Origin of the sequence: Salinibacter sp. 10B, from assembly GCF_002954405.1 — a bacterium.
Taxonomy (GTDB): Bacteria; Bacteroidota; Rhodothermia; order Rhodothermales; family Salinibacteraceae; genus Salinibacter.
Genome location: NZ_MQWC01000004.1, coordinates 3447979 through 3474167, shown reverse-complemented (window position 1 = coordinate 3474167; position 26189 = coordinate 3447979). Strand labels below are relative to the sequence as shown.

22 protein-coding genes are annotated in these 26189 nt (G+C 61.1%); 15 read left to right on the top strand and 7 right to left on the bottom strand.

Annotation, left to right across the window (positions count from 1 at the left end; genetic code table 11):
- Positions 1 to 26: 26 nt before the first annotated feature.
- The 12 genes from BSZ35_RS14165 to ruvA all read left to right on the top strand — a co-directional run bounded on the left by BSZ35_RS14165 (position 27) and on the right by ruvA (position 12789).
- Positions 27 to 731, top strand: a complete 705-nt coding sequence (locus BSZ35_RS14165) for an NADH-quinone oxidoreductase subunit C (protein WP_105013054.1) — start codon at positions 27 to 29, stop codon at positions 729 to 731.
- A 59-nt stretch (positions 732 to 790) separates the two neighbouring features.
- Complete coding sequence (nuoD, locus tag BSZ35_RS14160) at positions 791 to 2137, top strand: NADH dehydrogenase (quinone) subunit D (RefSeq protein ID WP_105013053.1); 1347 nt, start codon at positions 791 to 793, stop codon at positions 2135 to 2137.
- A gap of 89 nt (positions 2138 to 2226) precedes the next feature.
- Positions 2227 to 2904, top strand: a complete 678-nt coding sequence (locus tag BSZ35_RS14155; RefSeq protein WP_105013052.1) for an NAD(P)H-dependent oxidoreductase subunit E — start codon at positions 2227 to 2229, stop codon at positions 2902 to 2904.
- Positions 2905 to 2971: 67 nt separating this feature from the next.
- Positions 2972 to 3397, top strand: a complete 426-nt coding sequence (locus tag BSZ35_RS14150; RefSeq protein WP_146110115.1) for a hypothetical protein — start codon at positions 2972 to 2974, stop codon at positions 3395 to 3397.
- Positions 3398 to 3460: 63 nt separating this feature from the next.
- On the top strand, positions 3461 to 4822 hold the full coding sequence (nuoF, locus tag BSZ35_RS14145; RefSeq protein WP_105013050.1) for an NADH-quinone oxidoreductase subunit NuoF: 1362 nt from the start codon (positions 3461 to 3463) through the stop codon (positions 4820 to 4822).
- A 299-nt stretch (positions 4823 to 5121) separates the two neighbouring features.
- Complete coding sequence (locus BSZ35_RS19940) at positions 5122 to 5247, top strand: hypothetical protein (protein ID WP_258096518.1); 126 nt, start codon at positions 5122 to 5124, stop codon at positions 5245 to 5247.
- 66 nt (positions 5248 to 5313) lie between these two features.
- Positions 5314 to 5703 (top strand): hypothetical protein, encoded by a 390-nt coding sequence (locus BSZ35_RS14140; protein WP_105013049.1) that lies wholly within the window; start codon positions 5314 to 5316, stop codon positions 5701 to 5703.
- 264 nt (positions 5704 to 5967) lie between these two features.
- On the top strand, positions 5968 to 6597 hold the full coding sequence (locus BSZ35_RS14135; protein ID WP_105013048.1) for a Uma2 family endonuclease: 630 nt from the start codon (positions 5968 to 5970) through the stop codon (positions 6595 to 6597).
- A 104-nt stretch (positions 6598 to 6701) separates the two neighbouring features.
- On the top strand, positions 6702 to 8447 hold the full coding sequence (locus BSZ35_RS14130) for a molybdopterin-dependent oxidoreductase (protein ID WP_105013047.1): 1746 nt from the start codon (positions 6702 to 6704) through the stop codon (positions 8445 to 8447).
- A 424-nt stretch (positions 8448 to 8871) separates the two neighbouring features.
- The gene (locus BSZ35_RS14125) at positions 8872 to 9411 is read left to right on the top strand and encodes a YetF domain-containing protein (protein ID WP_258096514.1); all 540 of its coding nucleotides are present in this window, start codon (positions 8872 to 8874) and stop codon (positions 9409 to 9411) included.
- 961 nt (positions 9412 to 10372) lie between these two features.
- Entirely contained in the window at positions 10373 to 12073 is a 1701-nt protein-coding gene (locus tag BSZ35_RS14120) for an NAD+ synthase (protein WP_105013046.1), read from the top strand.
- Positions 12074 to 12180: 107 nt separating this feature from the next.
- On the top strand, positions 12181 to 12789 hold the full coding sequence (gene ruvA, locus BSZ35_RS14115; RefSeq protein WP_105013045.1) for a Holliday junction branch migration protein RuvA: 609 nt from the start codon (positions 12181 to 12183) through the stop codon (positions 12787 to 12789).
- Positions 12790 to 13276: 487 nt separating this feature from the next.
- On the opposite strand, the gene BSZ35_RS14110 is transcribed toward ruvA, so the two are convergent.
- Entirely contained in the window at positions 13277 to 14173 is an 897-nt protein-coding gene (locus tag BSZ35_RS14110) for a hypothetical protein (protein ID WP_146110114.1), read from the bottom strand.
- 787 nt (positions 14174 to 14960) lie between these two features.
- On the opposite strand from BSZ35_RS14110, the gene BSZ35_RS14105 reads away from it, so the two are divergent.
- A complete protein-coding gene (locus BSZ35_RS14105) occupies positions 14961 to 15977 on the top strand; it encodes a sugar phosphate nucleotidyltransferase (protein WP_105013043.1) in 1017 nt (338 codons plus the stop codon).
- A 153-nt stretch (positions 15978 to 16130) separates the two neighbouring features.
- Entirely contained in the window at positions 16131 to 18614 is a 2484-nt protein-coding gene (locus tag BSZ35_RS14100; protein WP_105013854.1) for an endonuclease MutS2, read from the top strand.
- A gap of 416 nt (positions 18615 to 19030) precedes the next feature.
- Here BSZ35_RS14100 and BSZ35_RS14095 read toward each other — a convergent pair whose 3' ends face one another.
- A complete protein-coding gene (locus BSZ35_RS14095; RefSeq protein WP_146110113.1) occupies positions 19031 to 19327 on the bottom strand; it encodes a YgiT-type zinc finger protein in 297 nt (98 codons plus the stop codon).
- Between the two features lie 39 nt (positions 19328 to 19366).
- Complete coding sequence (locus BSZ35_RS14090) at positions 19367 to 19774, bottom strand: hypothetical protein (protein ID WP_146110112.1); 408 nt, start codon at positions 19772 to 19774, stop codon at positions 19367 to 19369.
- Between the two features lie 794 nt (positions 19775 to 20568).
- Here BSZ35_RS14090 and BSZ35_RS14085 point away from each other — a divergent pair.
- Positions 20569 to 20796 carry a cold shock domain-containing protein gene (locus tag BSZ35_RS14085; RefSeq protein ID WP_105013040.1) on the top strand — a complete coding sequence of 76 codons (228 nt, stop codon included), beginning with the start codon at positions 20569 to 20571 and terminating at the stop codon, positions 20794 to 20796.
- 329 nt (positions 20797 to 21125) lie between these two features.
- Here the strand turns inward: BSZ35_RS14085 and BSZ35_RS14080 are convergent, their stop codons facing one another.
- The 4 genes from BSZ35_RS14080 to BSZ35_RS14065 all read right to left on the bottom strand — a co-directional run bounded on the left by BSZ35_RS14080 (position 21126) and on the right by BSZ35_RS14065 (position 26158).
- A complete protein-coding gene (locus BSZ35_RS14080) occupies positions 21126 to 22358 on the bottom strand; it encodes an alpha/beta hydrolase (protein ID WP_105013039.1) in 1233 nt (410 codons plus the stop codon).
- Between the two features lie 218 nt (positions 22359 to 22576).
- The gene (locus tag BSZ35_RS14075; protein ID WP_258096502.1) at positions 22577 to 24313 is read right to left on the bottom strand and encodes a CCA tRNA nucleotidyltransferase; all 1737 of its coding nucleotides are present in this window, start codon (positions 24311 to 24313) and stop codon (positions 22577 to 22579) included.
- A 68-nt stretch (positions 24314 to 24381) separates the two neighbouring features.
- The gene (locus BSZ35_RS14070; protein ID WP_105013037.1) at positions 24382 to 24762 is read right to left on the bottom strand and encodes a hypothetical protein; all 381 of its coding nucleotides are present in this window, start codon (positions 24760 to 24762) and stop codon (positions 24382 to 24384) included.
- Between the two features lie 241 nt (positions 24763 to 25003).
- Positions 25004 to 26158 (bottom strand): alanine racemase, encoded by a 1155-nt coding sequence (locus tag BSZ35_RS14065; protein WP_105013036.1) that lies wholly within the window; start codon positions 26156 to 26158, stop codon positions 25004 to 25006.
- Positions 26159 to 26189: the final 31 nt, after the last annotated feature.

The window sequence follows — 26189 nt, the reverse complement described above, 5'->3', positions numbered from 1 at the left end:
CGTGACCCCTCAGACGCCGGACGCTTATGAGCAACCCTGACGATCCGCGCGCCTCGGAGCCCAACGATCCCGAGGAGCTTCGTTTCGAGTATACGCCCTCCGACGAGCCTCGCCCCGAGCAGGAAACGGAGAACCCGCATGCGCACGATACCACGCGGGTCCCCGAGGTCATTGACGCTCTCCGCACCGAATTTGGCGAGGCCATTCTTGACGTGGAGCGCTATGCCAATGAGGACACGGTCTACGTCGAAAAGGAACGGATCCAGGACATCTGCCGCTTCCTGAAGGAGGACCAGAACTTCGAGTATTTCGTGGACCTGGGCGGCATCGACCGCTTTACCGACGAGGACCGGTTTGAGGTCTTCTACAACATCGTGAGCGTGGAGCGGCAGAAGCGCATCCGGCTCAAGGTGCGCGTGGACGAAAATGACATGCGCGTGCCGAGCGTAACGGATATTTACCGGGCCGCCAACTGGAACGAGCGAGAGGCCTACGACATGTTCGGGTTCGAATTCGTCGACCACCCGGATCCCCGGCGCATGTACATGCCCGAGGACTTCGAGTATCATCCGCTCCGTAAGGAATTTCCGCAGCTGGGCGTGCCGGGATCTCTTCCACTGCCCCCGCAGACGCCGGACGGCGATCTCACGATGGACCCCTTTGCCGCCGCCCGCGGGTCGCAGCCGCGCAAGAGCTACGAGGAACCCCCCGTCGATCAAGATTCTGAATGAGTGGTTGACCGTTCAGCGACAGAACGCTCAACCCTCAACCCTCTAACGCACAACGCACCATGGCCCAAGCACCAGATTTCCCGGGGCTCGACTTTGGCGACCGTTTTCGGTTCTGGCCGAAGCACAACGAAAAAATCTACGAGCGCCTCGAAAGCAAACACGCATGGCTGGAGGAGAAGCAGGCCGCGCAGGGCGACGGCGACCTGCCCGTCACCCAGAAGGCGGAGATGGATCCGCTGGAAAATGAGATGATCCTCAACATCGGCCCGCAGCATCCGGCTACGCATGGGGTGCTGCGTTGCGTCGTGAAGCTCGATGGCGAAACCGTGGAGAAGTCGGTGCTCGACATCGGCTACCTGCACCGCGGCATCGAAAAGCTCGCGGAGCACAAGACGTACCAGGAGTTCATGCCGTACACCGACCGCATGGACTACCTGGCGCCCTACTCCAACAATGTGGCGTGGTGCCTGGCGGTGGAGAAGCTGGCCGGAATCGAGGTGCCGGAGCGGGCCCAGTGGATCCGGATGATCATGAGCGAGCTGGCTCGCATCTCCTCCCACTGTCTGTGGCTGGGCGTGGGCATGATGGACGCCGGGGCCGTGTCCGGGTTTCTCTGGACCTTCCAGCAACGGGAGGAGATCTATGCCATCATGGACGAGGTCGCCGGCGCGCGCTTCACGGTAAGCCACAGTCGGATCGGCGGGGTGGCCAACGACCTGTCGGCCCGAGCCATCGAAATGATCGAGGACTTCACCGACTCGTTCCTCGACGAGGTGGACGGCTGGGAGACCCTCCTCAACCGCAACCGCATTTGGGTGGAGCGCAACAAGGATGTGGGGCGCATCACGAAGGAGGAGGCGCTGGAACTCGGCGTCACCGGCCCCAACCTTCGCGGCTCCGGCGTGCCGTACGACGTGCGTCGTTTCGAGCCGTACCTCAAGTACGATGAGGTGGACTTCACCATCCCGGTCCGCGAAGAGGGCGACTGCCTGGCGCGATACTTCCTGCGCCTCGATGAAATGAAGCAGAGCGTCCGCATCATCAATCAGTGCCTCGACCGCATGACGGAGGGACCCATTCGCTCCGACGACGCGAAGGAGGCGTATCCGTCGAAGGAGGAAGTCTATTACTCCATGGAGGGCATGATTCACGACTTCATGTACACGGACGTGGGCACTGTGCCGCCGAAGGGCGCACACTCCTACCACGCCGTGGAGGGACCGAAGGGTGAGCTTGGCTTCTACCTCACGTCCGACGGCACTGGACGACCCTGGCGCGTGCGCATGAATTCGCCCTCCTTCACCAACCTGCAAGCCATGGAGTACATTATGGAGGGCTCCCTGGTGGCGGACACCGTCATCATCATCGGTTCGCTAGACCCCGTCATGGGCGAAGCCGACAAATAGCACAATTTCGATTTGCGAGTGTCGAATGGCGAATGTGCTCGTCCATCGACACCGCACCAAATTCGACATTCGAAACTCGACATTCGCAAATGTCCAAGTTTGATATTCAGAAGCCCATCGTCGAACTCCCGGACCAGGACCCGGAGCCGGAGTTTTCCGATGATGAGCTCGTGTGGACCGAGGAGGAACAGGAACAGATCGAGGCCTGGAAGGACCAGTATCCGGAGGACCAGGGTGCAATCATGAAGGTCCTCTGGTTGGCCCAGGAAAAGTACGGCTACCTGCCGCCGGAGGTCATCAAGTTCTGCGGGGAGACGCTGGACATGACGTTCTCGCAGGCCTACGGCGTGGCCACCTTCTACCACCAGTACTACAAGGAGGAGAAGGGGAACTACGTGCTCGACGTCTGCACCTGCTTCACGTGCCAGGTGTGCGGTGGCTACGACATTCTGCACTACCTGGAAGAGAAGCTGGACGTGCACGCCGGCGAGACGACCGACGACGGCATGTTCACCGTGCAGGCGGCAGAGTGTCTTGGCGCTTGCGGCTCGGCCCCCATGCTGGAGGTCTCGAATGGGGTCTACGTGCACCAGCTTACGCCTGAGAAGATTGACGACCTGATTGAGAGCTTGCGGGCGGGCGAAGTCCCGGAATTCACGTCCGTCACGCTCCCGCAGGATGAGGACGAGATGGACGGCAACCGGCGCACCGACGTGGAGAAGACGACCACCTACGAGACGCAGCCACGCGCGGAGCATATGGAATAGTGCCCCTGCGCATCGGTCCCGAGGTGTACTCGTGGCCTCCCCTTCACTACTATGGCCTCTTTCCCCCATGCCTTCTCCACAAACGCCGTCGGCCCGTGAGGTGCTGATTGACAGCTTGGGGGGACTCTCGGAGGACGAGAAGGCTCAGTTGCATGGGCCGGACTGGGCAACGTTCGCGACTCGCAAGGTGCGCTCGCTCCGCGAGGCCCGAAAGTGGGTCTGGGCCCTCGGCATCACGATGGGTCTTCTCTCGGTGGCCCTCCCGACGACGGCATTCTACCACTACTACCAGGCAACGGAACGCTTTACGGTTCTTGAGTTTCTCAGTCCGGTGGCCCTGGCCTGCCTCTTTGCTGCCGCCCAGATGGGCTGGGCCGTGCACATGTACCTTCGATGGCATCACCAGCTCCAGACCTATAAGGCCCTCCGTGCCCTGGGCCACGAAGCGGAGACTGCTACGGAGGCGGCGACCGCGACTCAGGATTCTGCCTAACATTTTCGGCTCTACTGGAGCCTCGACGATCTCCCCTGCATTGCTTCATAACCCTACGTAATCATGGAAGCGACCGACGGTGCCCCCACGTCCAAGGCCGGTGACTGGCGCTCGTACGACCGGGTGCTCCTCCCCCCCATTCAGGATCTCCACAAACTGGAGGTCTACGAGGAGAACGGTGGGTACGACCAACTCCGCCGCGTGCTCGACGATAGCGACATGGAGCCCGGCGACGTGACCGATGCGGTGAAGCAGTCGGGCCTGCGCGGACGGGGCGGCGCGGCCTTCTCCACAGGAATGAAGTGGAGTTTCATGCCGGAGCCGGACGAGCGTCCACGCTACCTTGCCTGCAACGCCGACGAGAGCGAGCCCGGAACGTTCAAGGACCGGCAGATTCTGGAGTACAACCCGCACCTCATGTTTGAGGGCATTCTGATCGCGGGCTATGCCCTCCAGATTGATACCTGCTACGTCTACGTGCGGGGCGAGTACGCCGACTGGATCACACACATGGCCACCCAGCTCGAGCAAGCCTACGAGAAGGGCTACGTCGGCGAAAACATCATGGGCTCGGACTTCTCGATGGAGATTGTGCTTCACAAGGGCGCCGGTGCCTACATCTGCGGGGAGGAAACCAGCCTCATGGAGAGCGTCGAAGGCAAGCGGGGCTATCCGCGCTACAAGCCGCCGTTTCCCGCCCAAAAGGGAATCTTCGGCTGCCCTACGACCATCAACAACGTGGAGACGCTGGCCAACGTCCCGCTCATCATGGACAAGGGCCCGGACTGGTTCGCCAACACGGGCGCTGAGGACCACCCGGGTCCCGTCCTCTATGGCATTTCGGGCCACGTCAATCGCCCCGGCGTCTACGAGTACCCCACTGGGATGCTCATGTCCGACCTTATCCACGAGGTGGCCGGCGGTGTGCGCGGCGGAAAAGACATCAAGGCCATCATTCCGGGCGGGGCCTCTACCGCACCGATTCCGGGCGACTGGGCCGAGGGCGTCACCATGAACTCCAACAGCCTGAACGAGGCCGGGACGATGTTTGGCACCGGCGGCATGCTGATCCTCGACGAGGACACCGACATGGTGTCCTGGCTCCGGCGCGTGACGCACTTCTTCCAGGACGAAAGCTGCGGCCAGTGCACGCCGTGTCGCGAGGGCACCGGCTGGCTCGAAAACCTCGTCACCCGCATCGATCAGGGCGAGGGCAACATGCGCGACCTCGACCTCCTGCTCGACCTCTGCGACCAGATGGAGGGCCGCACGATCTGTGCGTTTGCCGACGCAGCCTCCTGGCCCGTTCGCTACACCGTGCAGCGCTTCCGCGAGGACTTCGAAGCGAAGTGCAAGCCGTCGGTCCACCCCGTGAGTGCCGAGGTGTCAGGCGGGGCGCAGTCGGCGGTGGCGGCGACGGAGTAGCACCCGCACCACACGAGAAGCAAAACCGACTTTCTACGCCATTCCGACGCCCTGACGCGCGACGACATCGTGCAGGCGCTCGATGCCCTGGGCGAGCGCGCAAAAATGGCGGATGTCTGGGGAGCCGACGAATCCTATCCCCCTGAGGCCATCGGGAACCGATCCAAGCGTCTACGGTGGCGACTGCGATTGCCCCCCCTCCTCGTCCTCATGCTTCTGGTCGGGGTTACCGGCGGCCTAGGAATCGCAGGCTGGCCCATTCCGAATGTCTTGTCTGGATTTTGTTTGGATTCGGGTGTATGTTCGCAGTCACCTCGCTCTTCACCGACCCGTGGGCCGAAGATCAGATACGGGCACTGCAGCTCTACGACCTTCTGAAGCAGGTCGACCTCCATTCGGAAGGAGCCGAGACCTCGACACACTGACGTTGCCTTCCTGGCAAGGTCTTCCTATCGTGATCTCCGCTCAGCGTAAAACCGCCCCTTGGCCCGATGCGTGACGCTCGTGACTCCATCGTGGAGGCCCTCAACGACCTCGGCGAGTACGACCGCCTGACCTACGAGCAGCGCACCTCCTGGGACGAGCCCTATCCCTCCTCGTTCGTCACCGATCGCCTGGAAATCCTCCGTCGAGACCAGTGGTGGCTGTGGGCCCTCCTCACCGTGATGATTGCCGCTGTCGCACTTTTGATTGCCAGCGTGCAACTCGGATGGGCCGGGCTGGACTTCGCATCCGGGTTCATGTTCATGGTGCTCCCTGGGGCCGGAATCGGCATCCGTCGGCTCGTCCACAATGCCAAGCTCGAACAACTCTACGCCCTATTGCACCAGTTTGACGACGCGCCCGAATCCCCCGACGCACCAACCGCAGAAATAGCATGATCCGTCTTCAAATGGGGACCCTCCTGTGCTTCTGACAGTCCTCCCTCCTCTCCTTGGCGGCTGCAGCAATTCTATCGAGATCCTCCCGGAAGCATAACGGACCTACGAGACACGCATGGACGCTGTCGACGTCATTCCGCCCCCCGCCGTCGCCCACCGGCACGCTGCGCGCTGAGAACGACACGCTCCGCCTCACGGCGAACGGTGTGCAGGTGACGCCCGTACAGGTTGTAGAACCGGACTCTCGACCAATAAGATCGGGGTATGGCTACTGCAACTCGTCCAGCTCCGCCTCCGTCCCTTTCCCATCGCGTCGTCAACGACGAACCGGTGTCAACGACCGAGTACCTTGAACGCGAGCGAAAAAGCGAGGAACGGCACGAATACGTCAATGGATGGCTCATTAGCATGGCTGCTGCCGCAACTTGGTCTCACAGCGCAATTACGTCCAACCTCGATCGTGAACTCGGGCTTCTACTCAAGGAGACGGAATGTCGCACTGCCTCCCGAGACATCCTCGTTCCCTTTCCCGAGACGGATCGATACGCGTACCCCGATCTCGTAGTCGTCTGCGGAGAACCTGCCCTCGATCCTAATCGGTGCGACCTTCTATACAACCCAGCCGTAGTCTTTGAGGTGCTCTCCCCCTCGACGATGGACTACGACCGCGGCGAAAAATTTGCCCGCTACCGACAGCTCGACTCCCTCCAGGAATACCTCCTCGTGGCCCAGGATCGTCCCCACGTCGAGCACTACGTGCGGCAGGACGACGGGAGCTGGCGCTTTACCGAAACCGACGGACTTGACGCAGAAATTGATCTGCCCTCCCTTGACGCGGCGCTCCCCATCTCCGAGATTTATTTAGATGTCTCCTTCGACGACGAACACGAGTGACTTGACGGCGCCCTCGGGAAATTTCCTCTATGCGCCTGCCTCGCCGAACCGGAGCGGACTGACGCCCCAACGCAAACGCTGAACGCCTAACGCTTACCGCCGACATGCCAATCGTCACCATCGACGGAACGACGTACGAATATGAGGGCGAGCAGAAGCTCTTGCAGTTCTGCCTGAACCAGGGCATTGAACTGCCGCACTTCTGCTACCACCCCGCCATGTCCATCCCGGCCAACTGCCGGCAATGCCTCGTGAAGGTAGGCATGCCGAAGAAGGACCGCGAAACCGGGGAGGTGGAGCTCAACGAGGACGGCGAGCCGGAAATCCAGTACATGCCGGGATTGCAGGCCAGCTGCACAATCGACCTGGCCGACGGCATGGTCGTCCAAACCCACCGCTCCAGCGAGGAGGTGCGCGATGCGCAGACGGACAATCTGGAGTTCCTCCTAGCCAACCACCCGCTCGACTGCCCCATCTGCGATCAGGCCGGGCACTGCCCGCTCCAGATCCAGGCCTACAAGTACGGGCCGGAGGGCTCGCGCTTTGAGTTTCGGAAGGTGCACAAGCCCAAGCGCGTAAAGCTGGGGCCGCGCGTGACGCTCGACGCCGAGCGCTGCATCAACTGCACACGCTGCACGCGCTTTACCGATGAAGTGTCGGAGAGTGGTCAGCTCACGATCACGAACCGGGGCGTTAAGAACTATCCGATGACGGCGCCGGGCGAGACGTTCGACGACCCGTACTCGATGAACACGATCGACATCTGCCCGGTCGGCGCACTCACGGCCACGGACTTCCGCTTCAAGGCGCGAATCTGGGAGATGAGCTCCACCCCGTCGATCACGACGACCAACGCGACGGGCGCCAACTGCCACTACTGGGTGCGCGACAATCAGGTGCTCCGCATCACGCCGCGGCAGAACATGGCGGTGAACGAGCACTGGCTGCCGGACGAGGACCGGCTCGTCTATAACAAGTTCAACGACAACCGTCCGGATGGCCCCCACATCCGTACCAGCGACACGCTGAAGGGCGCCCAATGGGACCAGGCCTTCGCTAAGGTCGCCTCCCTTCTTGGCAGCGCTGACCCGGAGCGCACCCTCTTCCTCGGCTCCGCTCACGCGACTGTTGAGGACAACTACCTGCTCAAGCAGCTCGCGGAGGCGGTGGGTGCTGAGCCCCCGCGCTACATCCCCCACCTTGAACCAGGGGCGGGCGACGACTGGCTCATCACGGACGACAAGACGCCCAACGCTCAGGGCTGTGAGCGCCTCGGCATTCAGCCGATCGATGAGGAGCTAGTGGGCTCGCGCATCGAGAAGGGGAAGTACGACCTCGTCTACGTACTGGAAGACGACCCGGTCGGCTCCGGTCTCTGCACCGCCGAGGCCCTGAAGACCCAGGACGTAGACGTGGTTCTGCACTACTACAATACGACGAACGAGACCCTGCCCCATGCCACGGCGGCCCTCCCTGCCGCCATGGTGGTGGAGACGGTGGGCACCTACGTCAACCAGGACGGCCGGGCTCAGCGCGTGCGTCCCGCAAAGGAGATCCAGGGCGTGAACCGCACCCTCATGATGGAGATGGGCACCAATCGGGAGGACGAGCACGGCACGCCATTCGACCGCTGGCACAACGATGAGAACAAGATCAACTGCAAGCCCAGTTGGGAACTCCTTCCGGAGATCGCCCAAAAGCTCGGGGTGGAGATGAACTACACGAAGGGGCCGAAGGAGATCATGGATGAAGTGCAGTCGGAGATCGATGCCTTTGAGGGTGCGACGTACGACGCGATGGGACTGAAGGGCGTCCAACTCGAAGAGGTGGAAACGGGGGAGGCGGTGTAGAAGACAAATTCCTTCCTCTTCAAAGCGCGTGACTGCTAGTCGCGACTGTTGAGTACCTGCCCGGCTTCCCACTGTGGAAGTCGGGTATTTTTTGTTTCTATCAGGGAATACGAAGTCCAGTTGTAGACTTCAGGTACGAAGAGTCCCTGCCTTCGCAGGAGAGGAAAACGTCCGTTCCTGCGTTGAATGAAGCGGCATCCGTAGCGCCGTTGAAGTCCAACGGCACTACAAATCGTTGTCATGGCTGGGAATTAAACTCCGGGATTGCCACACAGGCTTCCCGATAGGTAGACACAGCCACACGGCTGAAATAACGTTCTACCAATCACCCGGAAACCCCGAGACCGTGCCGAGGTTGGGCTCAGAAACCGGATCTTGTGCCGGTTCGCACTCCTGTGTCTCCTTCGTTGAACCGCACGCACACATGATGGACTGGACCTGGATTTGGGCAAAGGGCGACGCGGCCCTCATGGTGATCCTCTCCGCGGTCGCGCTGTATGTTCTGCTCATCCTCTACACCCGGCTGGTCGGACTCCGCAGCTTTTCGAAAATGAGCGGATTCGATTTCGCAATTACCATCGCCATCGGGTCGGTGCTGGCCAGCGTCACGCTCTGGCAAAAACCCACGCTGCTGGAGGGGGCCGTCGCTCTGGGCACGCTCTTCGGGCTCCAGTTCGTGGTTGGAAACCTTCGAAAACGCCTCCCCGGCGTCACCGGTCTCCTCGACAATACGCCGCTCCTGCTCATGAACGGCTCCACAGTGCTGTCCGGCAATCTACGCCGGGCAAACATGACGGAAGCCGACCTGCGGGCCAAACTTCGCGAGGCCAACGTCACACAGCTAGAGCAGGTGCGAGCCGTCGTGATGGAATCGACGGGCGACGTGTCCGTCCTGCACGCCTCGCCGGAGGCTCCCGCTCTCGACCCGGCATTGCTGAGAGACGTAGATACGGGGAAGGCATAATCTTCTCCCGTCGGCTGTCCCGCTCATGTCCCCCTCACCTCTCGGAGGGACGATTCCGCTCCCGATGCCATTGGGCCAGGTTTCGGCGAATGTATCGCCAGATCCGATCCAGTTCGTCCGCCGTCCGTAGAAATGTCGTTGCCACACGTCGGCCCCTGATGTGTCCCACAATCGGTTGATGCGTTTCGTCACCATCGATTTGAACTGGCGCATGATGGTCGACAACGACCCGGCAATGGCCCCACCGAACGTTCGGTCCGGTTTTTCACCATGGTAGTAGGGGCTCATCGGCGATGAGCCCTACCCATGTGTATTTCCGGCATCATCGTCGGATACAGACGGTGATTGATCGGTGGAATCGGTCTCCGTATCGGCCGTGGTTCCGTGATGACAATGACGCCGTGAGTATGATTTGGCACCACGATGAACGTATCTACGACGACCCGATCCCGCCCCGATTCCGTCCGTTGCCATTTCTCCGCAGCACTTCGACCGTAATCGTTTAACCGCATCCGCCCATTCTCTACCGTACCGAATAGACACTGTCGGTCGGCGGTGCACGTGGTTCCAAAATACGCTCCGGGCAACCGGTAATCGTGTTCCGGCAGCCGAATCGATTGGCGATCGTGACGATCTGGATTGTCATGATCTGGATCGTCATGATTTGGCTCATGGGCCATCGTCGGGGGTCCGTTTTTCTCGATACACACGACGACCCGCAATATAACGTCACTAGCGCATTCCGGAACGGGACTTCCGCAACTGTGAGAATGACCTCCCCAGGCTCTGGCCCTGGAAAGGAGTCCTCATGACGCTTGTCCCCTTCTGCACTGAATCGGAGGCTCTTGCAGTCGAATGTTGCCCCCCCGGTAGATCGATCGTCTTCTCCGGAACGCACTGACGACACCGGGCGTGTGTGATACTCGTTCTGCTCGCGCCGACTTCTTTCCCACTTGCACCTATGAAGATCGCCCTCGCCCAGATCAACCCCACCATCGGGGACCTGGACGGCAACCGACAACTCCTTCTTCGCTACGCCCGGCAGGCACACGACCAGGGCGCCGACCTCGTCGTCTTTCCGGAGCTTTCGGTGACCGGGTACCCCCCTCAGGACCTGCTGGAGAATCCATTCTTTCGGAAGGCGGCGCAGCAAACTGTGGATCGGATTGCACAGGAGCTCCCGTCCGATCTTGGGGTACTACTGGGGGCCCCCGTGCCCAATCCCGACCAGTTCGGAAAACCGCTCTACAACGCCGCGCTTCTCCTCGAAAACGGACAGGTGCAGGACCACGTTGCCAAAACCCTGCTCCCGACGTACGACATCTTCGACGAGGACCGCTATTTCGAGCCCGCAGAGGAACGGCGCGTGATCGAGTGGCGCGGACTGCGGCTCGGGGTACACGTGTGTGAAGACATGTGGAATGTTCACCGTCCCGAAGGCTACGCAGGCAACCACCGCTACGAGTGCGATCCAGTGGCGGAAATTGGCGCGTGCGACCCCGACCTCTTCATCAACCTCAGCGCATCGCCGTTCTCCATCGGCAAGCACGCGGTGCGCGACGATCTCGTGAAGCACATCTGCCGCCGCCACGAGCGCCCCTTCCTCCTCTGCAATCAGGTAGGTGCCAACACTGAAATCATCTACGACGGCGACAGCCGCATCCACACTGCCGACGGCACGCAGGTGGAGTGCGCCGCCTCCTTCGAGGAAGACCTACTCTTCTGGGATACTGACGCCCCCGTGTCCCCTTGCCGAACCGAGCGGGACCCGATCGCCGATCTGCATGACGCTCTGGTCCTCGGCATCCGCGACTATTACGAAAAGACCGGGATCTTCGACAAGGCACTGGTTGGACTTTCCGGCGGCATCGACTCGGCGGTCACCTGCGCTCTGGCCACCGCCGCCCTGGGCCCCGATCGTGTCGTCGGCGTCACCATGCCGTCCGAAATCTCATCGGAGGGCTCCATTACCGACTCAGAAGCTCTGACCCACAACCTCGGCATCGAGTTCAAGGAGATCCCGATCAAGCCGGCCGTCGACGCCTTCGACACGATGCTCGCCGACGAATTTGCCGACACGGAGCCGGGCGTGGCCGAGGAGAACATTCAGTCCCGCGCCCGCGGCGTAACACTGATGGCCCTCTCAAACAAGTTTGGGCACCTCCTTCTCTCCACCGGCAACAAGAGCGAAATGGCCGTGGGCTACGTCACCCTCTACGGCGACACGAACGGCGGTGTGGCCGTGCTTAGCGACGTGCTCAAAACGCGCGTCTACAAGCTCGCCCACTACATCAACGAGCGGGCCGACACGGACGTCATTCCTCAGAACACCATCGACAAACCGCCGAGTGCCGAGCTGCGGAAGAATCAGAAGGACACCGACTCGCTGCCTCCGTACGAAACCCTCGACGCCATTCTGGAGCGCTACGTCGAAAAGAAGAAGGAGCTGGGCACCATCGTCGGCGAAACCGGCCTCGACGAGGATCTCGTGCGGGACGTGCTCCGACTGGTGGACCGGAACGAGTACAAGCGTCGTCAGGCCCCGCCCGGCCTCCGCGTCACGGAGAAGGCGTTCGGGATCGGCCGCCGCATTCCGATCGTCATGCAGTGGGACCGGGAGGCCGGTGAAGCTCTCGCCTCTGAACGGCCTCTTCCTCGCTAAATTGCCCGGAAGGTGTGTACGTGTAATGTGAAGCTGTACTCCTTCGGGCTTACCCCTTCCTTACGTTCAACCTTACAGACCCACACACTTCCACACGCACACCCGTAATGATCGCTTACGTCTCCGGCACACTCGTCGACAAAACCCCTGAGACCGCCCTCGTGGACGTCAGCGGCCTCGGCTATCGTGTCCATGTGCCGACCTCCACATACAAGCGCCTGCCCGAAACCGACGAGGACGTGACCCTCCACACCTATCACTACCTTCGCGAGGACAAGGAGGCGCTCTACGGCTTCGCCACGAAGGCTGAACTCAAGGTTTTCGAGACGATGACCGACGTGTCGCGAGTGGGCCCCAAACTAGCGCTCTCGGCGCTCTCGTCAATGCAGCCGTCTGAGCTGCGCGATCACGTCATGGATGAGAACACGAGCCGCCTCACCGAAATCTCAGGCGTGGGCAGCAAGACGGCAAATCGGCTCGTCGTGGAGCTCCGCGACAGCTTTGCGGACCTGGATGTATTTGAAGACTCCTCTCCCATCAGCGGCGGCTCTCAGGCCCGGGCCGAGGCGCGCGCCGATGCCTTGAAGGCCCTCACCGAACTTGGGCTCAGCAAGGCGGATGCCGAGCGTGCCATCCGGGCCGTCCTCCGCGACGATGCCGGCATTCAATCTGCCGACGAGCTCACACAACGCGCCCTCAAGGAAAGCCAAGACTAGCCGGCGTCGTGCATCGCCGTTCGTCGTCGCGTGCGGCCCCGTCCGTCCAATCTGTGACTGGCAAGTACACGTGTCCCTCGCGCGTCTATTCATGCCGTCAACCTAGCTACCGGACACTTTTCAATTTCGCGGTTGTGGGCACCGAAAAATCTCTGGCGATTCCGCTGATCTTTCTTTCGAGATCGCTACCTATGAGCGAAACTGCTCAAAAGTGCACCAACGATTTCCCGGTTCCCTAACGTCACTCCTGGACATCCGAGATGTCCAAACTTGATTTGGAGCCTATAAATTCGTAGGTCAGATAGGCTCTGGCCATCTAGATGGCCTAGATCGGGGTCTGGAGCGACGGCTGGAGAAGATTTTTCGGTGCTCTGAGCAAACTGTCCGGTAGGTAGGCCGTCAACAACAAAGGGCCTGTCCCTCCGGACTGGAGGCACAGGCCCTGTTGCTACGTTGGATCCAGCCGACCGGACCGGGCGATTGGAGACTACTGACAATCGTTCTTGAGGTAGTGCTCCGCCCGCGCCTTGTAGTCTCCGAAGGACGCCTGCTCGAACCGCTGGCACGCCGTCTCTTTGCTGCCAAGCTTCATCTGGGACTCCGCCACAATGAAGTGGTACTTGGCCGCATCGCTCCGGCTGCCCTGGTGCATGTCGAGCCCCTGCTCAGCCGCATCAATCGCCTGCTGGAATTGCTGCTTCTCGAAGAGCGCGCGCGACCGGTAGTACATGGACGAGGCGTTCGGCTCCACGTACTCTCCCATCCGGTCGAGAGTCGCCAGCGCCGTATCCGCCTGCGCGGTCGTCGGGTTCTGCGCATTGAGCGCCTTGGACGCCTTGGCTAAGAACTCGTCTCGGATGCGAGACGTCGCAAGGTCGGACACCCGGGTATTTCCAGTCCGATTCCCAACCTCGATCGCCTGCCGAAGCGTCTTCAGTCCCGACTGGGTACTGTCCATGTTCACGAGCGCAAGCCCTTTCCCGTAGTACATGTAGGCATCGTCCTGGGCATACTTCGCTCCCTTTTCAAAGTGGGTGAGGGCCTGCCCCCAGTTCTCATTCTCGATGGCAGTGTTTCCCCAGTTCTTCGGAAGCTTCTGGAGGTAGCCGGTAATCTTGGTGGTCGCCCCATCATGACCGATGTCCTGTGCCAGCTGAAGCGCCTGCTCGAGCTGGGTGTATGCCTGGGTGGACTCGTTGGCCTTGGCCGCCTGAAGCCCCGAGCGGAACGACTTCTTCAATTGCTGAATCTTCTCCTTCTTGGCAGCGCCCGACCCCGAAGAGCTGCCGCCTCCGTTCTGGGCAAGGGCCGAGACAGGTCCAATGCCCCCAATGAGGGCAACGGTGAGGGCCGCAGCGGCCCAGCGGGTTATGTGTGTTCGCATGTTGGTTTGGACGGTTGCAGTCATGGATGTCGAAGCACTCTACTCGAAGAAAAAGGGTAGGAAGAACGCTTGATGAGCCTGCTCATCGATCTCAACGGGTACGTTCTATAGTCGCTTTGGCTCTTCGCGGTCCCGCCGCATCCCCTTTAAGGCCCCATCGACCCCGACGGCACCTGAAAATCAACGGATGGCTCGGACGAGCATGGGAATGTACGACGGAGTCGTGCAGGCCCACTCAAAATACCCTCCCTGCTAAAGTAGCCTCAGGGGCCGCGCGTGTTTCTGCGAATAACCGAAAGATAAAAACGATCCGCCCCGAGGCCCCCGAATGAAGAATGGGAGCCTTCCCGAAGCTCGTTGCCTCCATCCGTCCCTCAAAATTCCTGTCCGTTCGAACAGTCCGGGGCACATTGTCAGACGGGACACGCAACCAACCGGCATTGTGTACCGCTGTGAGTATACAACGCATGTGCCGATATCTCCACTCCCTCCTCAAAAGGCATCTGGAGGGGGAATATCCGCCCGATGAGAACGTCAGAGCAGGATCGGCTCCAGAAAAGAGGAGTTTCCAGTATACGGAGATGACCAGTAAATTGGACGTTTAGAACTCGTTGCATCAATTTGGTGAACCGATCCTCGCGGACTGGCATTCGCCCCTAAAGCTGGTTATTGTTAGCAGGAGGTACACTCGTCAGGACGGGCCTCATACTATCGGCCCAGCCCGGCCCCGAAGACGAGCACCGGGGTCGTTTCACCGTTCCATTCACAGCAAGTCATCGCTCTGCCTATGAAACTGATCGTTCCCATGGCCGGCCGCGGCACCCGCGTTCGGCCCCACTCCCACGTGACCCCCAAGCCGCTGCTGTCGGTCAAAGGCCGCAATCTCGTTGAACGCATCGTCGACACGTTCGCCGAGGTGCTCCCCGACGTGCCGGATGAAGGCGTGTTTGTGCTTGGGCCCGACTTCGGCCAGGACATCCGCGATCAGCTCACAGCGATCTGTGAGGAGCGGGGCATGGAGGCGCACTTTCCGGTCCAGCACGAAGCGCTCGGCACCGCACACGCCGTGGGCTGCGCCGACGAGCACCTGGAGGGCGACGGCGTGCTGGTCTTTGCCGACACTCTTTTCCACCGCGACGACGAGATTGAGATTGACGACGAGGCCGACGTGGTCGCGTTCGTGAAAGAGGTCGACGATCCGCGCCGCTTCGGTGTCGCGGTGCGTGACGGCGAAACGGTCACCGAACTCATCGAAAAGCCCGACGACCCAATCTCCAACGAGGCCCTGATCGGGATCTACTACATCCGCGAGTTGGCGGATTTGAAGACGGAGATCGATTACCTGATGGAGAACGACCTGATGGGGGCCGGCGGTGAATATCAGCTCACCGATGCGCTCGATCGGCTCCTCCAGAAGGGCGATGTGTTTACGACCGCCGAGGTGGATGCCTGGATGGACTGCGGTACCATCCCTGCTCTTCTCGAAACGACCGGCCGGATCCTCGACCGCGAGTCCGACGACCTGCATCAAGGCACGGTCAAGAACAGCGTGATCCACGACCCGGTGTACATTGGCCCAGACGCGACAATTGAAAACTCCGTCGTCGGCCCACACGTCTCCGTCGAAACCGGAGCCACCGTAAAGAACACCGTCATCCGGGACAGCATCATCTTCCAGGAGGGTCGGGTCGAAAACAGCGTACTCGCCGACTCGGTGATCGGGCGCCATGCGGCCGTCCGACAGAAACTTCAAAAACTCAACGTGGGCGACCACTCCCAAATGAACGTGGAACTGCGCAGCTAGGGACCCGGCCTCACTCGAACGACGAATTTCGAGTGTCAATCGCTGAGTGTTCGGCCTGAGCCGCGCACTCGTTGGAGCAAGGATCGACGCCGCTCGTTTCCGAAAGAGGAAGCGAGCGGCTTTTTTTTGTACCTGGACACGCGCACTTCGACAATGGACACGTATCCGGACGGGCTGGAAGAAAAGCTCGGCTTCGATGTCATTCGCGATCGGCTGGAGGGCAAGGTCAAAACCCCGATCGGGCACGAGCGTCTGGACGGTATGCAGCCGGCCCGCACGCTGGACTGGCTGCGAACGGAGCTCACGCGCGTAGAAGAGCTCCAGGCGGCCTTTCAGTACGACGACGCAGTGCCTCTGAGCAACCTCTTCGACCTGCGCGACGTGCTGCGCCGGGCCGCGCCCGAGGAGGCGTTCGTCGATCCGGAAGACCTGAAGGCCGTGCGCCTTACCATCATCTCCCTGCGGCGGCTGAAGAACTATTTCGAACAGCGCGACCACGACTACCCAACCCTCGCCGCAGCGGTCGAGCGCATCACGCCTCTTCCGGATCTGGAAGAGCACATCGCCTCCATTCTGGACGAAGACGGTAGCATCCGCGACGACGCCTCGCCGGAGCTGCAGCGATTGCGGAGTCAGATCCGGGCAAAGGAGCGCAAGCTTCGCAGTACGCTCGACGACGCCCTTCGCACCGCCATCAATCAAGGCTACGCCACCGAAGATCAGGCCACTATCCGCGGGGGACGCATGGTGATTCCTGTGCGGTCCGAAGCAAAGCGGAAGGTTGAAGGCTTCGTGCACGACACGTCCGCCAGCGGGCAGACAGTGTACATTGAGCCCGCCGAGTGCCTGGAGCTCAACAATGAGGTGCGCGAGCTCAAAAGCGCCGAACAGCGCGAGATTGAGCGCATCCTCCGGGAAGCCACCACCCACATCCGCCGAGAAACGGAGGCGATGGAAGACAACCTGAAAGCCGCGGGGCAGTTCGATCTTCTGCAGGCCAAGGCCCGCCTGGCAAATCGCCTCGACGCCGTGGTGCCGAAACTGAACGACGACGGCATTATCGACCTCCACGAGGGCCGGAATCCTGTTCTAGAGCTCCACTTCCAAACCCTCGACGACGCGACCGAAACCGAAGGACGATCCACCGGGGAAGACGACATCCCGCCCCGCGAGGTGGTCCCGCTCGACATGGGCATTGGTGATGACTTTCGCACGCTCGTCATTACCGGGCCAAATGCCGGCGGGAAGACTGTGGCGATGAAATCGGTCGGCCTGTTCTCCTTGATGCTGGCGTACGGAATGCCCATCCCTGTAGCCCCGCACTCCTCATTCCCGCTGTTCGACCAAATTATGGCCGACATCGGGGACGAGCAGTCGATCGAAGAGGACCTGTCGACCTTCAGCTCGCACGTGTCGAACCTGCGGCACATGCTGAACGAGGCCGGCGAGAACACGCTCATTCTCATCGATGAGGCGGGCACGGGCACGGATCCGGATGAGGGCGGCGCGTTGGCCCAGGCGGTGCTGGAACGCCTGAACGAGGCCGGGGCGCGCACCATTGCGACCACTCATCACGGCACCCTCAAGGTGTACGCTCACGAAACAGAGGGGGTCGAAAACGGATCAATGGAATTTGACCAGAAGACCCTGCGCCCTACGTACCGCTACCAGGAAGGCGTGCCGGGCTCCTCTTACGCCTTCGAAATTGCCCAGCGCATGGGCCTGTCGGAGAACCTGCTGGACCGTGCCCGCACGCTGGCCGGCGAGCAAAAGACGGCCATGGAAAACCTCATCTCCACCTTCGAAAAGCAAACGCAGGAGCTGGAAGACGAGCTCTACGAGGCGCGGAAGGCACGAGAACAAGCCGAACAGGAACAGAAGCGACATGAGGAGAAGCGTCGCAAGCTGGAGCGAGAACGGGAGGAGTTTCGCCAACAAGCCCTCGAGGAAGCCGAGCGCATTGTGGAAGACGCCAATGCCCGCATTGAGCGCACAATCAAGGAGATTAAGGAAGCCCAGGCCGAATCGGAAGCAACCCAGGAGGCGCGCGAGAAGCTAGAGGCGTACAAAGAGGATCTGGCGGAAGATCGGGAGGAGGCCGCAGCCGCGGCGTCGGCGCCGGATGCCCCTGACCCGGAAGATGAGGCTCCTGAGGAGTCCAACGGGCAGGTGGACCGCGATCCCGACGCGCCGATCCACGAGGGCGATCAAGTGGTGGTGGACGACGGCTCCACGGAGATGGAGGTGCAGGAGATTGACGACGGCGAGGCGGTCGTCATCATGGGCTCGATGCACATGCGCGTGACGCTCGATCGACTCACAAAGGTGGGCGGGCCGAAGCAGGAAGAGCCGCAAACGAAGACGAGCGGCGACTCCACGCTGGCGGCGCTGGAGGCGAGCCCGTCGATCGACGTGCGCGGACAACGGGTGGACGAAGCCCGGCACAATGTGCAGCACTTCCTCGACGACGCGATTGCCGCCGGCCTCGACACGGTCGACATTCTCCACGGCAAAGGCACCGGGGCGCTCCGCTCGGCCCTGCACGACCTACTCAACGAGCGCTCTGACATCACCGACTTCGGAAAGGCGCCAATCGAAGAAGGGGGGGCCGGGGTCACGAAGGTGGACCTGTCGTAGGGCCTTCCTTCGGATTCACGCTCGATCTGAGGTGGTGACTCCCTGCCCTTTCCTCCCATCGTGCTCCGAGCGTGCGTGGGGATCGGCGAGGCGATATCGACTGCCGAAGGGCAAATTTCGAATGGGCGCGAACCGACAGATTCGTAGAGCGAGTCCCAGTCCTCCCCTGAAAATAAAATCGTTCGCTCTCAAGCCATTCCCAATTCCACCTTCACAACTCCCCATTCGGAACGGGGCCTATCTCCGCTGCCAAACATGTTTGGCTGTGCGGAGTCACCTTCGGCGAGCAGACATTCCGCGCTTGGAATGAAATGAAGTGTGAATTGAAGCCACAGAAATGAACAAAGATTATGGAGCAAAAAAAAGCAAAGCTCCAATGAGTCGGTGCCGTGCCCCTCATCTGCCCCTCATCGAAATTACGTGTCTTCCGAATCCCTGAAGGATCGAACAACAGTATTCTCGTCAGCATCTACCGCCGTCTCCAACAATTCATCCAGCCGTGCCCCAATTGCCCGCGTATAGGTCACGTCGCCGCAGTCCTCACAGAGGAGGGCAGGTACATCCCTCACGATGAGCGTCGTGTCGTCCTGCATTCGGGTCTTCGTGAAGGTCGAGATTGAAAGGGTCCCATCCTCGCACACGACACAGGGCGCCCCCTCCATATTCTGAAGACCGGACACGAACTTCTCATGCTTCGACTCGGAAGGATCCATCGAAAAGAGCTTCTGCAACAAACGAAAAGCAAGAAGAGATCACGACTGGTGCTCGGCCGACTGGCGCCCGTGCAGAATTGAACGCACACTCACGTATTCGTCCAGATCGGGCCAGTAGAGTCCTGCCCCGAAACAAAGAACGGACGGCCGCTGCAGCCGAAGGGAGTCCCGAAAGTAGTCTTGAGCCTGCAGAAACGAAAGAAACCCGAACCCGCCCGCCGGAGGCGCTCTCATCCGCCGTTCCATCGCAGTCGCTGCACGCCCACGTCCGATACTGTCGTCCACCTGCCTGCGTCGACCAGGGTCCAAAAGAGCGTCCGCGTCGGACGGCGGCTCGGCGTCGGCCGCCCAGTCGAACCGAATGCACTCTTGATCGACCACGGCCATCTCGGTAATGCGGGCGCCGCGGTCGGGACGCAGGCCGGTCGTCTCTAGATCGAAAAACACGACACTGGCGGTTCGAATCGGCCGATCGGCTGTGGTGGCATAAAAAGAGAACCTTGATTCGCTCGGAAAATGACGCGAACACTGGGCCATCAGACAACCTCGTTCGTGTTCTCGACGGCCGTCCCAACGCCCCCTGAAGGTGGACGACCTGCTGCAGAAACGGGATCTCAGTGCTCACCTCGCGGAAAATCCTCCCTCAGCACCTGGAGCCCTCTGGATCGTCGTCCTACGAGGCAAGGAAAACCGTCTTCTGTCGTAAGCCGAACTCTCGAAGCACCATGAGAATGCCCACCGTCCAGATCACGAAGACGGCCGATACCAATCTGTTCGACAGGGCCGAAACAATTTATCAGGGAAGCGGAGACCGTTTACCATGTGCACAGAGACGATCGTCGTAGACTTCTTCACAGATTGGTCGGTCTAACATCCATTCAATCCGCTCGTCCAAATCGAGGGCCGTCCACTCAGCGAAGGAAGTCCGTCTTCCCAACCCAGGTACTTCACCGGGCTCGCCCCCAGCCCGGTCGTTGCAACAGAAGTGTCGGTATCCTCGTCCAGTGGCCGCTAGAGGAGCCTGTAGGAGCAGACTGTCCCTGGAAAGCACTCGTAGAAGACGACTTCATGAAGACGAGGCTCAAATATGATTCTCAGGAAACCGCGGACGGAATGGCGGGTGCACCGAGTACATCAACTGCGTCATCACGTAGTGTCCCCCTGCCGAGTAGGAGTCTCGCCTCGTTGCCGGATCGTCACTTAGGGGTGAGGCATTTCCAATACAGAACGGATACACCTACATGCAAAAGGGCAAGCTTAAGTTTTTCGATACCTCTCGCGGATTCGGCTTCATTGAGCCGCTTGACGGAAGTGAGGACGTCTTCCTCCACGCAAACAACATCTCGGGCATGACCTCTGGCGACGACCTGCAGGAAGGCCAGACGCTCGAGTACGAAGTTGAGCAGACGGAAAAGGGCCTTAGCGCCCTCAACGCTGCCCCGGCCGACGAGAGCAGTGCTGCATTTTAACCGCAGGCGATGCTTCTCGGACATTCTGGGATGCATCGCCCGTCGGTGACAGAAGCGAAAGGCCCGTTCCGATCCCGGAGCGGGTCTTTTCTGTTTAACCGCCGGTGTTCCCGAAGATGGATGATGCGCCGCTTCTACCCAAAATCCGCCGGGAGTTCTGATTCGCTCCATCTGGAAAGGCGCAGACCGGTGCGGTGGCGGGTCTGCTTCTTCTTGTACATGGAGAGTCCCCCAGAGATGTCGCTGGACGGAGCCGCCGCAAGTTGAGGGACTGCTTTTGTCCCCTGGAGAAGGTCGGCCGCGCCTCCACACACCGCAAGGGATTGGCATTACGAGTTTTCTGGCGTCGACAGCCAGCGGCACAGATGCTCTGCAACGACGGGTTCATGCAGCAGGTCCAAATGTCCGCATCCCTCGACAATCCGGTGAGTCTTCGCCTCTGATCCAGCCGGACGGTCAAGGGCACTGAAGACAGGCACAAGGCCATCGCCGATCACGTCTCGGGCCTGATGATCGGACGTTAACGCGGCCGCGACGTAGAGGGCACGAGGGGCGTCGCGCTGCGCCGACGAGGAATAAGACGGAGTGTCTGAGGCGCTAGCTCCCTGTCGCAGGTCCTGAATGCCTCGACTCCGAAGATCGGCAAGGCCGGCGAGAGGAGTGGTGACGCGAAACCGACCAAGCTGCTTTTCGATCCACGCTCCGGTCTGTTCGAGGGGGGCGCCGCGGTGGGGAGTGCCCAGATATACGATTTCTGTGAGGAGCCTGGACCAGCGAGCAGCGGTCCGGCGCGCGTGACAAACCGCACGACGGATCACCAGTCCCCCCATGCTGTGTCCAATGAGGATGATCCGGGAGGGACCGGCCGCCCGATTGATCCACGCTTCCAGATGCTCGGCCAGCGCCTGCCCATTTTCCCGGATTGACCGGCCAGTGTTGTATCGCGCGAGAACGGCAGTGCCATCGACGGCAGCCGGGACTGCCTCAATGATCCCGGCATCCTCTCCCCCCGCACGCCCCCAGTCCCGATCGCTAAGGCACAAGCCGTGCACGAAGACGACGAGGGGCGCTTCGCCCGCTGCCCTCGGCGCCTCGACATCGAGTCGACGCCCATCCGGAGCGTGTAACGAAAAGGATTGTGCAAGCGGACTGTTGGACGCGGCGAGGTGATCGCCCACGACTCCATTGAGGATGGCGAGGAGTCGCTGGCGCGCCTCGGTGTCCGGCCGTGGCGCAGGGCCCTGGCCTTGTTCGAGGATCTCCAATGCCCACGTCGCGCTCCGCCCCGATAGGCGGGCGATTCCCCGCACGGCGCGGTAGATCCATCCGGTGAGCCCGGTGGTGTGGGAATCTGGAGCGGGTGCCCCAGGCGTGACGGCGGCTAACACGGCGGCGTGCATAGCCTCCACCAAACGAGTCGCCCCGAGGGTCGCCTCCGTCGCAAGTTGCGCGGCCCCCCGAAGATCGGCCGGGTGAAGATGCTGGACGAATCGCTCTTTTGAGCCTCCCGACGAGTTGGAACGAAGGAAGGAGGAGGAGGAAGAAGAATCGGGAGATCCCATTCGGGACTGAGAAGCGGATGGGAAAAATAGATCAAGCAGTCGGACATTTTCATACGCGGGGAAACGTCAAAAGACCCGTCGCTCCCCTCCGTATTCCGCGTCTCCCGACGGGAACTACACGCTCGCCCCGAAGCAGCAACGCGATTCAGGGCTTCAGCGTCGTCGAGAGACGGAGAGCGCCGATGTCAGTATCCTCGTCCCCCTCCTTGGCGGTTGTATCAGGCGCTCTCTTCGTCGGTGCCGTCGGACAACACCTCTGCCTTCACCCCCTCCAGATAATCCAGCGCCGCCTCCCGTTCGTCCGGCAGATCGGGATCCTCGAACACCGTTTCCTTGATCGCCCCCATCGCGCGGTTCTCCCGCCCTGTCAATCGGTCCTGCATGGCGTCAAAGAGCTCCCCCCGGCGCAGGGCTTCGTCCTTGATCCCCATGAGGTAATCGTAGGCTGCGTCGTGCTCATTCGCAATCTCGCCGTCGAGAATGGCCTCGCGAATCCACGTTTTGGCAATGCCCACCGCCACCCCCTCCTCAATGCCGAGCGTCTCCATGATTTCGTAGCCGTCCACCGGCGGCTCGAAGTTGCGGAGGCGGTCTTTCTCCTCCACGATCTCCATTTTCTCCTCCACACGGTCGAACGCATTGAGATAGCGCCGACGCCGACGCGGATTTCCGGACGTGACGTCTGAGCGCACCAGCGTCATTAGGTCGTCAATGTCGTCGCCCGCCTCGAAGAGCAAGCGTCGCACGGCACTATCGGTCACGTCCTCGTCTGCCAGCGCGATGGGACGCAGGTGCAGGCGCACGAGCTTCTGCACATAGTCCATCCGCTCGTCCGTCGGCAGGCGCCATTTGCGAAAGAGATCGGGGATCATGCGAGCGCCCTTATCTTCGTGTCCGTGAAAGGTCCAACCGTTCTCCGGATCAAAGCGCTTGGTGTCCGGCTTGGCGATGTCGTGGAGAAGGGCCGCCCAACGGAGCCAGCGCGTCTCTTCGCCCGGTCGATCCGACGTGCGCTCAGCCACGTTGTCGAGTACTTCAAGCGTATGATAGAAGTTGTCCTTGTGGTCGCGCCCATTCACCACGTCGACCCCCTTCAAGCGCTGCAGTTCTGGCATGAAGTGTTCAAGCACCCCGGACGCCTCCAGCATCTTGAAGCCGATCGAAGGAGTATCTGCCTCCAGCATCTTGTGCAGCTCCTCCGTAATGCGCTCCTGGCTGAGAATTTCAACGCGGTGCGCCTGCGTTCCCATCGCGTCGAACACGCGATCGGACACGCGAAACTCCAACTGGGTCGCAAAGCGGGCCGCTCGGATCATGCGGAGCGGGTCGTCCTGAAACGTCTCCTCCGGATCGAGCGGGGTCTCGATGGTTTGTCGTTCCAGATCGCGTCGCCCATCGAACGGATCAATGAGCTCTCCGAATCGCTTTGGCGACAGGTGAATCGCCATGGCGTTAACGGTAAAGTCGCGTCGATACTGATCGTCCTCCAGCGTCCCATCCTCTACAATGGGCTTCCGCGAGTCGGAGCGGTAGCTCTCCTTGCGTGCGGCTACAAATTCCAGCACGAGGGCGTCGTCCGTATGTCCCTCGGGGAGGGCTTCCTCCGCCGGGATCCGGATGGCGGCCGTGCCGAAGTTCGGATACACGTGGGCGGTGTGCCCGCCCAACTCGTCGGCCACCGCCTCGGCTAGCTCGATGCCCGTTTCCGGCCCCACGGTCACGAAGTCAAGATCCGTGGTGGAACGCCCCAGCAGCACGTCACGCACCATACCACCCACGGCGTAGGCTTCAATGTCCTCCCGCTCGGCCACCCGGCCAATCGTGCGCAGAATGGACTCGTAGGGAACCTCCCGGAGTTGATCAGCCAGCGTCGTAATGTCGTCGTAGGAACGAACCTCCGTCATGCCGAAGCAGTGTGAGTCGGAATCGTCGGGCGCGAACTGTACAGACGCCACGGACGACCGGTTCGTTCGGCGGGGACGGCAATTTTGCCCGCAATTTGCGGGGGAACCCCCAACGGAGACTACATGCGGGACCGCACGAAGGCCCGAATGCGCACATCAGCCTCTTCGCGGGACGGAACAAACGCGACCTGTTCCTCAAGCCCAATCTTCTCAATAAACGCCCGAAGCCCTGGATGGGGCGATTGGCCGCCATCTACGAACACGCAGAGTCCTGGATCGGCATCGAAAATGTGGGTAATGAAGTAGAACAGCGGTCCGATGGCGTCTGCCTCGAAAAGGATCACCTCCGGATACACCGCCAGAACGACGAAGTCTGAAGGCAGAGAGGCAAGAACGTCCGGGAGATCGGCCAACTCCTGTCGCACGTCTTTTCCGGCCACCTTGCCCGTAAGCTCAAAAAGGAGATGCGGCGCCCGCTCCTGCGTGCGATAGCGAATCATTGACGTGGATCGGTTGACAGTGACCAATGGAGTCTGAAAGTCAAGAAAGAGGAGGACTGAGGGAACGCCTTCAACACATTGAACGTGCGATGAACACAATATTACAAATTTCCATACTCATTGGGTGATCCTATGCCCCCTCAACGGGGCGCGTCGGTGGCGCAAGATTGGAACAGAACCGCCGTCGCGAGGCATAAATCGGGAGGCCTGACGGACGGCCTGTCCCTCTCCCCGGCCCGACTTACGAAACGCCCCACGTGTCCACGACCCGTTCGTTCTCCACGACGTAGAATCGCGGCTGGGTAGCCACGGTGACACAGGCATGATTCGGCACAATGCGCAATCGGTCCCCCACCGACAGCCTTGTCGCTCCTGGGCCTTCGAGCCAGCCGTGCTCCTCGGATAGATGGGCCACGCGGAGATCCGGATGGGGCGTCATGGACGACGCATCGCGCAATACGATTCCATATCCATCGGTGCCGTACCCGGTGTCCGTCGTGAGCACCTTCTTGCCTGCATCCACGAATGCCCGATCTGGGCCATCGGGGCGCTCCTTTGTGCTTACGACGGTCGTCAAAACCGTGAGCGCACACTCGTCTAGGGTTGCAGCCCCGAGCGCTACCTGCATGGCATCGTGCATCACGTAGTTTCCTGGACGAATTTCAGTGATCCGGACCCCGTCGTGCTCCGCGTTTTGAAAGGCAGCCATCGTGGGGGTGGAGCCAATGCTGATTTCGAACGTCTCGGACTCGCCCCCGGGCACGTTGGCGTCCGCCAGATGTGCTGCCACCCGGAGCATGCGATCGCGTTCGTGCCGGGCCGCACGTCGCAGCGCCTCTGCTTCGGACTCGGATCCGGACGGGCCGTCGTAGGCCTGCCCGGCATGGGTGAGAATCCCAGTGAGCCTCACCCCGGGGAGGTCGAGGATTCGACGGGCAAGGCGCACGGCTGCCTCGGGCTCGTCCCAGCGCACACCACAGCGTCCATGCCCCACGTCCACCTCCAGGAGCACATCCAGCGGACGGCCGCGGGCCGCATGCACGGCGGAGACCTGCTCGGCCCCCACCGCAGAGTCAACGGTGCACGACAGGCGGGCCGACTGCTGCAAAACAGCCAGTTGCTCATGCTTGTCCGGCCCGGTCACGGGAAAAGCAATGCGAACGTCGTCTGCCCCCGCTTTCACAAACGTTGCTGCTTCCTTCACCGTGGCCGCCGTCACCCCTATCGCCCCCTCCGTCCGCTGTCGTCGGGCTAGGGGCACGGACTTGTGCGTCTTGATGTGAGGTCGAAGGGCCACCTCGTTCACACACGCCCGCTCCTGCATCTGGGTGAGATTGTGCTGTAGGCGGTCGCGCTCGACCAAAAGGCAAGGCGTAGAGAGCGAGTCGACACTCATCGATCGGGAGCACACTCATGCAAAAAAACAG